Genomic DNA, 7,690 nt, shown 5'->3' on the forward strand with positions numbered 1-7,690 from the left:
CGGCGACTCCTACGATAATGCGATGGCAGAGAGTATCAACGGGTTGTACAAAACGGAGGTTATCCACCGCGGGAGCTGGAAAAACCGGACGGAAGTGGAGTTGGCCACGCTGGACTGGGTGGACTGGGTGGACTGGTACAACAACAGAAGGCTGCTCGGGCGGCTGGGTTACATCCCTCCTACTGAAGCCGAAATGAACTATTACGCTTTGCAATTAGCATCAGAGGAAGCGGCGTAGTATTGCCAAAATTACTCTCTAATAAACTCGGGGTTATTCAGTGCTGACTAACCACCGTCATACCGGGTTGGTAGAACAGATTGCTGTTGACCGAACGCGTATGGTCCATTGAAGAATATTCCAGCACATCCGCCTGCGTGACGGCCCAGGTATCGACCACCTGATTTCCCCGGATTTTCTATTTCGAGAATATCGCCGGCGCTGAGCGCCACCGCGACACCGTGGCCGGCCTCCAGCCGGAAGCCGTTGACAAAACTATGCTTTTTTGAGTTCATAAGGTTCCTTACTGACATCGATTACGCAGGCATTTCTTTGGAATTCCTTTGGTATACACAAGGAATGCAATAAAAATGCCATGACGCCATCGCCAACCCAGCACGGTGCCCAACATGGAAAAATATTGTCTTATCCTGCAACCTATCCACGCCTGCGGCATTGAAAGACTGCGCGCGCACGGCATCACGCCGTTGGTCGGCGCACAAGCGTGCCGCGACGCTCCCGCCGACCAGGTGGTGGCGGCCATTTATCGCAGCGGGCAATTTTCGCGCACTGAAATGGCGCAATTGCCCTTTTTATGTGCCATTGGCGTTCACGGCGTTGGCGTGGACGGTATCGATGTCGACGCCGCCGACGCGTTAGGGATTGCGGTATTTAATACCCCGGAAATGAATACCCGCTCGGTGGCCGAACACGCGTTGGCATTGATGTTCGCGCTGACCAAACGCATCCCCGCCGCGGACAGCGCGCTGCGCGCCGGCCATTTCGCGTTTAAATATGAAGGGGGACTACGGGAGTTGCAGGGTGCCGTGCTGGGGGTGGTCGGCTTTGGCGCCATTGGTCGCACCACCGCCGCGCTGGCCCGCGGGCTGGGCATGCACGTGAAGGTGCTGACCCGTCGGCCGGCGGCGGATCTTGCCGCGCTGGGATTTACCAAGGCCGACAGCCTGCCCGCGCTATTGGCGCATAGCGACATCGTTTCGCTGCATCTGCCGTCCTTGCCGGAGACGCGCCATATCATTGATGCGCAGGCGCTGGCGCAGATGAAAACCTCAGCCTATTTATATTAATACCAGTCGCGGGGCGTTGGTGGATGAAGGGGCGCTGGCGGACGCCCTCACGCGTGGCGTCATCGCCGGCGCGGGATTGGACGTGTTTCACCAAGAGCCGGTGTTGCCGGATAACCCGCTGCTGGGGCTGCCCAACGCGGTGCTGACGCCGCATATCGCCGCCTCCACCGAACAGGCGATGACGCGGATGGCAAACGCGGCGGTGGACGGCGTACTGCGGGTTCTCACCGGGGAGCCACCCGCCTCGCTGGTGAACCCGGGCGTCTGGCCGCGCCGGCGGCGGCACAAGGATTAGTCGCCGGCCGCCAGCACCGCCTGCATCGGCGCGATGGTGAAACCCTGTCCCTCAAGCCGCGTGCGCAACGCCGCCGCCATCGCCACCGCCCCCGGCGTGTCGCCATGAACACAAATACTGTCGATGCGCGACGGCAATGTCCGCCCGCTGACCGTGGTGATGGCCTGTTGCTCCAGCATGCGCAAAATACGCGTCGCCGCCTGCTGCGGATCGTGTAACACCGCACCGGCAAGCTTGCGTGAGAGCAAGTTGCCGTTATCGGCATAGGCGCGGTCGGCATAAATTTCGCGCACCACCGGCAATCCCAGCGCCAGCGCCGCTTTCTCGGTTTCCATACCGGGCATGACCACCATGATAAGGTCCCGGTCCACACTGGCTATCGCCCGCGCCACCGCCAGCGCGGGGTCCTCCGCCGCCAGATTTCCCAGCGCGCCGTGGGTTTTCACGTGGCGTAAAGGGGTGCCGACGCTTTTGGCCAACGCCTGCATGGCGCCGATTTGATACACAATTTGCCGTTCTATCTGCGCCGGGCTGTCCCCTAATATCTGGCGGCGACCAAACCCTTGCAAATCATAAAAGCCGGGATGGGCGCCGGCACCGACGCCGCGGCTATGGGCCAGGCTCAGCGTGGTATGCATCACCTCGGGATCGCCGGCGTGAAAGCCGCAGGCGATATTCGCCGAGCTGACTATCTCCAGCATGCGCGCATCGTCGCCCATAGTCCATGCGCCAAAGCTCTCGCCCATATCGCTGTTTAAATCAATTAACATGCTTTTTTGTCTCCCGGTTGACCGTCTACGGCACACTGGCATCATTCTTGCCTAATAATCAGCGGAAGAAAAACGCGGCGCAGTGGCGGTGTTTTTCTGGTATTCCAAAAGTATTCCAAAAACACCCGCAGAGTAAAGCCCCGCGCTTTCATGCAAGGCTTAACAGGATATTCCCGTGCAACAAAGCTTAACGTCCCCTTCGTGGCGCATTTTGCCGATTGCCGATCTGCGTGGACTTCGGGGAAGTCATCGATGAACAGGTTAATCAACGGGTCACCGCACTGGCGGCCAGAGTCAAAGACGCGGCGATGACCGGCGTCGTTTCTCTTATCCCCACTTACCGGGCGCTGACCGTCGGCTACGATTCCACACAGATAAGACAGGCGATGCTGGTGACGCAACTACAGGCACTGCTAACGAAGCCCGACGCCCCCGGGCAACGGGCCAAATGCTGGACCATTCCGGTCAGTTACGGCGGTGATCACGGCGTCGATCTGGCCACCCTGGCCGCCCTGCACCATCTTACGCCGCAGCAGGTAATAAGCCTGCACTGTGCGGCCACCTACCGGGTCTACATGATAGGTTTTATGCCCGGCTTTGCCTATCTCGGCGGACTGGACAGCCGCCTGCATACCTCGCGCCGGGAATCACCGCGGCTGAAAACGCCGGCCGGTAGCATCAGCATCGGCGGCATGCAAACCGCGGTCGGTTCGGTGGAGGCGCCCAGCGGCTGGCATTTGATCGGCCGCACGCCGGTGCGCAGCTTCGTCCCGGATCGCGAGACGCCGTTTTTGTTTAGCGCCGGCGATCGGGTTCGTTTTACACCGGTCGCCGCAGCGGATTTTACCCGGCTGCGGGCGCAACCTGATTATCTTCCCGACTGGACATGGCAATAATGGCGAACGGTTTTGACGTGCTGACCCCCGGGGTCTATACCACCTTGCAAGACGCGGGCCGGTTCGGTTTTGAAGATCGCGGCGTGCCGCCTTCGGGCGCGATGGACGAGATGAGTTTTGCCATCGCCAATGCCCTGGTAGGCAATACAGAAGCAATGGGGGCGCTGGAGTTCACCCTGACCGGCGCCACGCTGCGCCTGGCGGGAAGCGCTCCCTGCCGTTTCGCCGTTACCGGCGATATGCACATGACGCTGGATGACGTGGTGCTGCCCCCCTATTGCCGCCATAGCATGCAGCCGGGCAGTACACTGCGCGTCATCCGCGCCCGCAGCGGCGCCCGCAGCGGCGCCCGCGGCTATCTGGCGGTGGCGGGCGGTTTCGCCGTGGCGCCGGTGATGGGAAGCCAGTCTACGCTGGCGCGCGCCGCGCTCGGCGGCTTTAACGGCCGGCCACTGCAGAAGGGTGACTGGCTGCCGCTGGCGGCAACCCGGCATGCCGGGCCCCCGACCGACAGCCTGCCGGTGCAGCAACTGATGCCACAACGTGAACGCCGGCCAATCCGGGTGGTCGTGGGTCCACAGCAGACGCATTTTAGTCAGGCTGGTCTGGCGAGTTTTCTCGCCGGCGAATACCGTGTCAGCGGCGAAAGCGACCGGATGGGCTATCGCCTGAGCGGACCGCCGGTGCCCCATCTGCAGGGTTTTAATATTGTCTCCGACGCTATCTCCCGCGGCAGTATCCAGATACCGGGCAACGGACAGCCGATTATCGCCATGAATGATCGTCAAACCACCGGCGGCTACCCGAAAATCGCCACCGTCATTCGCGCTGATCTGGCCCGTCTGGGGCAGCAAAAACCGGGTGATAGCCTGCGCTTTGAGCAGGTCAGCGTCGAAAAAGCGGAAAGCCTTTGGATAGGTCGGCACCAGCATCTACAGCGCTGGCTGGCGGAATTGCGCGCGGCGGCGCAGCCCGGAGAATAAAGCCCCCTTACGCGCTGTCCATTTGCGGGGGGCTGGCGATATAACGCACGAGCCTGCCGCGCAGACCCCCTGGGAGATGTGCGCACCAGCCTGCCCCACGGACACTCTGGGAGATGTGCGCACGGCCCTGCCGCAAGAGCGCCCCAGGCGATTTACGCCGCACCCTGCCGCGCAGCCAGCGTGCGCGGCAGGGTTGACCGCGTCCTGACGCCGGGGGCCCCCTGCTCACTAAATCCTTAGATGTCTGGCCTGGCCGACTGAGCACAAAATCAGCCCGTTTGGGCCTCGGTCGCGGCGGCGCGCAAAAAACCGGTAATAAGCTGATGCAGCGGCGATTGACGCCAGCTGTAACGCATCACCACGATCAGCTCACGATAAAAAGTCAACGATTCCCCCAGCGGCACGACGCGTACGCGATCGGCGCGCTCGCGCCACTGCCCTGCCAGCGGTACCAGCGCCACGCCGAGATTATGCTCCACCATGCGCACAATCGCGTCAATCTCATCGATTTCCAGCGCGATTTTGGGGGTCAGACGCTGCTGACGCAAAAATTGACTCACCATTCTGCCGCCGAACGAGGTGCGATCATAACGGATAAACGGCGCGTCGCGCAGCAGCGCCAGCGGGTTGTCTCCCTGCATGTCCGGCGGCGTGACCAGCACAAACGGCTCACGCAGCAATGGCTCGCTGTAAAGATCCTTGGTCAGCACAAAATCGGGTTTAATCACCACCGCCAAATCAATATTGCCCGCCTCGACTTGATTAAGCAGGTTGAACGACACGCCGGGAACGAGTTGAGTTTCCAGACTCGGCGCCTGACGCTGCAGACGCAGCAGCACTTGCGGCAGCAACCCGGTTTGCGTGGTGGAAATGGCGCCAATTCTGACCGTACCGCCGTATTCACTGACGGACGCCGGCTGACGCATCCGACCGAACAGCACGATGATTTCCTGCGCGATAGGCAGCACCCGCTGCCCGTTGGCATTCAACACCGCCGCCCGGCCGCTGCGGTCAAACAACAGCATGCCGAGATGCTGTTCCAGCATGCGAATTTGGGCGCTGACCGCCGATTGCGTCAGGCCGATGCGCTGCCCCGCCGCCGAAAAGGTACCATAGCGGGTCACGGCGATGAAGGTATGCAGTTCGCGCAACATGCGATTCACTTAGCAAAAATTTTTATGAGTAGTAGCGATAATATTCGCTTTTAATAAAAATATTTCAAGGTAAGAATAGCCTGCAGCTGCCGATACCCGGCATTAACAGGAGAAAACCCATAGCCCTGAGCCCGTTTCATTTAGCCATTCCGGTAGACAACCTATCCGCCGCGCGTCGCTTTTACCGGGACGTATTCGGTCTGGCGGAAGGCCGCTCCAGCGAACAGTGGGTGGACTTCGACTTTTACGGTCATCAACTGGTGATTCATGAGCAGGCCAAAACCCCCGCGCAACAGGCGCTGGGCACCAATCCGGTGGACGGCCACGACGTGCCCGTCCCGCATTTTGGCATTGTGCTGTCCTGGGAAGAATGGGAAGCGCTGGCGGCGCGGCTGCGAGATTTCGCCACTGCGTTCGTTATCGAGCCCTATGTCCGGTTTAAAGGTCAGGTAGGCGAGCAAGCCACCATGTTTCTGCTCGATCCTTGCGGTAATGCGCTGGAATTCAAAGCCTTCAAGGATAGAAGCCAACTGTTTGCCAAGTAAGCGTAGGGCCGCTTAGCCACGACCAGCACCGCTTTTTGCTTTATCGGCAGCAGTCCAGCGCGACCGCTGCCGCCAAATAAAGGCCCGCATGCCGTACCCGCCACCGCGGGCCGTGAATGCCTAGTCCTCCCCCCTGACTGACCGGCGTTGGCGTGCTTAGCTCCCACGCTTCAGGTCTGAAAACACCTTCAACCTGACCACCACATTCAGTCGGGAAACCGGTTACCATAACGCCGTGCATTCTTACACGGTAATTACGCTATATTCACCTAATGCATTTAATGAATACTTTTATTACCACTGCCAATTCCCCTGCCAAACTAAATTAGCTTTTATCTGCACTTTTACCGCCGGTGATTTATGCCAACACCGTTATATCGTTCTTTGCTATTGGTAACGGTGCTACTCCCCGACATAACAGTTCGCGCGTCCGCCATTGACTTCTTAGCCAATTGATCATGTAATGAATTAGAATTATTTTGTTTGGAATCACACGTGTATAAGTTAACCTATTACTATAAGAAACTCGCACGTCTTATTATTGTTGTCTTTTATATTATTCTATTATTGCTGGGGATCTTTATTTATTTTATTCTTGGCAAGCGGGCTGTGCTTACCAACTCAAAGTAATAAGCACCTCGCATAAAAATTCTAAGCACGAATAGGAAACGGGATACATTCTTTTTCCATAAAAATCCCGGCTAACACCGATAATCACGCATAGCTAATGCCCTGACATTGATAGCTGGCGTATGGCATGTTTGCGTTCTCCCACACCTATGGAGGTTTGAAGCGCGAGCTCTCCTCGCGCTGTTAACACCCTCTCCTGCGCGGGTACAGCCGTCCTTTGCATTAATCCAACCGTCTAAACGCTAATATCATCGAATTTTATGCTATTGCCATCGTCTCTTGAGCTTTGTCACCGTTTCTTGGGCTTTGCCGCCGTCTCTTGGGCTTAGCCGCCGTCTTTTAGGCTTCGCCACCGTTTCTTGGGCTTCGCCACCGTTTCTTGGGCTTCGCCGCCGTTTCTTGGGCTTTGCCGCCGTCTTTTGGGCTTTGCCACAGTCTCTTGGGCTTTGCCGCCGTCTCTTGGGCTATTGCCGCCATGCACTGGCGTGGCGGCAATAGCGGGGCGTGGCAACAAAAGTCAATATCGTTGCTGGGTGACACCCTCGAGCAGACCTCGTAACCCTTGCGCGAAACGTCCTTTGTCGCGCCAGGGCGTCAAATGGATGATTTCCACGTGCGATTGGCCTTCCGGCGGCGTGGTTTTACCGGCGCCAGACCTAAGCCATTTTTCGCAGGCGGCAATAAACCGGGCCTCGAGCTTACCGCCGGCGCGGCCGTTGCCCGCTCGCTCGTCATAGATCATCGCGCCACGCTTATCAACCGTGAAGACGCTATTCAATAAACCGAAAGCTTCTTCGGTTAATGAAACTTCTCTAATCACCGTATCATCGTAACTCAGGCGCACCGAGATGCGCCCCTGGCGGAACCGTCCCTCCAGGCTAAATTGGCTCCTGAGTTCCGGCGGGCTATTATCAATCATGCGTATAAAGCCCAACAAATGCCTCAAGGCTTTAATATCAGTTGCGGGCATTTTGTCCAAAATGCGTGTTATTGCAAGTTTAAAATGTCAACTAATCCCGCAAAGTAGAAATGTCACCTTTTCCTGATGAAATGTTATGCTGTGCATATTTAACTCAGAGATGTGAAACATCATGCCTAATGTGCTGCAAAAT

Annotated in this window: 10 protein-coding genes; 6 read left to right on the forward strand and 4 right to left on the reverse strand. The window is 58.0% G+C overall.

The genetic code is table 11. The features are described 5' to 3' along the window. Positions 1–238: integrase core domain-containing protein (locus CINSTRO3249_RS10425; RefSeq protein WP_143146883.1), on the forward strand; the 238-nt coding region annotated here is incomplete at its 5' end. A gap of 37 nt (positions 239–275) precedes the next feature. On the opposite strand, the gene CINSTRO3249_RS17650 is transcribed toward CINSTRO3249_RS10425, so the two are convergent. Continuing rightward, complete coding sequence (locus tag CINSTRO3249_RS17650; protein WP_254304343.1) at positions 276–398, reverse strand: DUF1989 domain-containing protein; 123 nt, start codon at positions 396–398, stop codon at positions 276–278. Between the two features lie 229 nt (positions 399–627). Here CINSTRO3249_RS17650 and CINSTRO3249_RS10435 point away from each other — a divergent pair, with 229 nt between their 5' ends. Next, entirely contained in the window at positions 628–1,305 is a 678-nt protein-coding gene (locus tag CINSTRO3249_RS10435) for an NAD(P)-dependent oxidoreductase (protein WP_254304344.1), read from the forward strand. A gap of 19 nt (positions 1,306–1,324) precedes the next feature. Next, on the forward strand, positions 1,325–1,600 hold the full coding sequence (locus tag CINSTRO3249_RS17655; RefSeq protein WP_254304345.1) for an NAD(P)-dependent oxidoreductase: 276 nt from the start codon (positions 1,325–1,327) through the stop codon (positions 1,598–1,600). Here the strand turns inward: CINSTRO3249_RS17655 and CINSTRO3249_RS10440 are convergent. Continuing rightward, positions 1,597–2,370, reverse strand: a complete 774-nt coding sequence (locus CINSTRO3249_RS10440; RefSeq protein ID WP_074013236.1) for a LamB/YcsF family protein — start codon at positions 2,368–2,370, stop codon at positions 1,597–1,599. The two genes, CINSTRO3249_RS17655 and CINSTRO3249_RS10440, sit on opposite strands and share 4 nt — an antisense overlap. Positions 2,371–2,600: 230 nt before the next feature. Between CINSTRO3249_RS10440 and pxpB the strand changes: the two genes are divergently transcribed. Both pxpB and CINSTRO3249_RS10450 read left to right on the forward strand, forming a co-directional pair. Then, positions 2,601–3,266 (forward strand): 5-oxoprolinase subunit PxpB, encoded by a 666-nt coding sequence (gene pxpB / locus CINSTRO3249_RS10445; RefSeq protein ID WP_254304346.1) that lies wholly within the window; start codon positions 2,601–2,603, stop codon positions 3,264–3,266. Further along, positions 3,257–4,249, forward strand: coding sequence for a 5-oxoprolinase subunit C family protein (locus CINSTRO3249_RS10450; protein ID WP_254304347.1), 993 nt, complete (start codon positions 3,257–3,259; stop codon positions 4,247–4,249). The genes pxpB and CINSTRO3249_RS10450 overlap by 10 nt, the downstream gene beginning before the upstream one ends. Positions 4,250–4,518: 269 nt before the next feature. On the opposite strand, the gene CINSTRO3249_RS10455 is transcribed toward CINSTRO3249_RS10450, so the two are convergent. Then, positions 4,519–5,403 (reverse strand): LysR family transcriptional regulator, encoded by an 885-nt coding sequence (locus CINSTRO3249_RS10455; RefSeq protein ID WP_074013239.1) that lies wholly within the window; start codon positions 5,401–5,403, stop codon positions 4,519–4,521. 119 nt (positions 5,404–5,522) lie between these two features. Between CINSTRO3249_RS10455 and CINSTRO3249_RS10460 the strand changes: the two genes are divergently transcribed. Further along, on the forward strand, positions 5,523–5,948 hold the full coding sequence (locus tag CINSTRO3249_RS10460; RefSeq protein ID WP_074013240.1) for a VOC family protein: 426 nt from the start codon (positions 5,523–5,525) through the stop codon (positions 5,946–5,948). Positions 5,949–7,095: 1,147 nt separating this feature from the next. Here the strand turns inward: CINSTRO3249_RS10460 and CINSTRO3249_RS10465 are convergent. Continuing rightward, the gene (locus tag CINSTRO3249_RS10465; RefSeq protein WP_125933169.1) at positions 7,096–7,557 is read right to left on the reverse strand and encodes a hypothetical protein; all 462 of its coding nucleotides are present in this window, start codon (positions 7,555–7,557) and stop codon (positions 7,096–7,098) included. Positions 7,558–7,690: the final 133 nt, after the last annotated feature.

Source organism: Candidatus Sodalis sp. SoCistrobi, assembly GCF_900143145.1.
Taxonomy (GTDB): Bacteria; Pseudomonadota; Gammaproteobacteria; order Enterobacterales; family Enterobacteriaceae; genus SoCistrobi.

Coding starts and splice junctions, on each gene's coding strand:
- CINSTRO3249_RS10435 (WP_254304344.1), top strand. CDS start 628: ATGGAAAAATATTGTCTTATCCTGCAACCTATCCACGCCTGCGGCATT.
- CINSTRO3249_RS10440 (WP_074013236.1), bottom strand. CDS start 2,370: ATGTTAATTGATTTAAACAGCGATATGGGCGAGAGCTTTGGCGCATGG.
- CINSTRO3249_RS10450 (WP_254304347.1), top strand. CDS start 3,257: ATGGCAATAATGGCGAACGGTTTTGACGTGCTGACCCCCGGGGTCTAT.
- CINSTRO3249_RS10455 (WP_074013239.1), bottom strand. CDS start 5,403: ATGTTGCGCGAACTGCATACCTTCATCGCCGTGACCCGCTATGGTACC.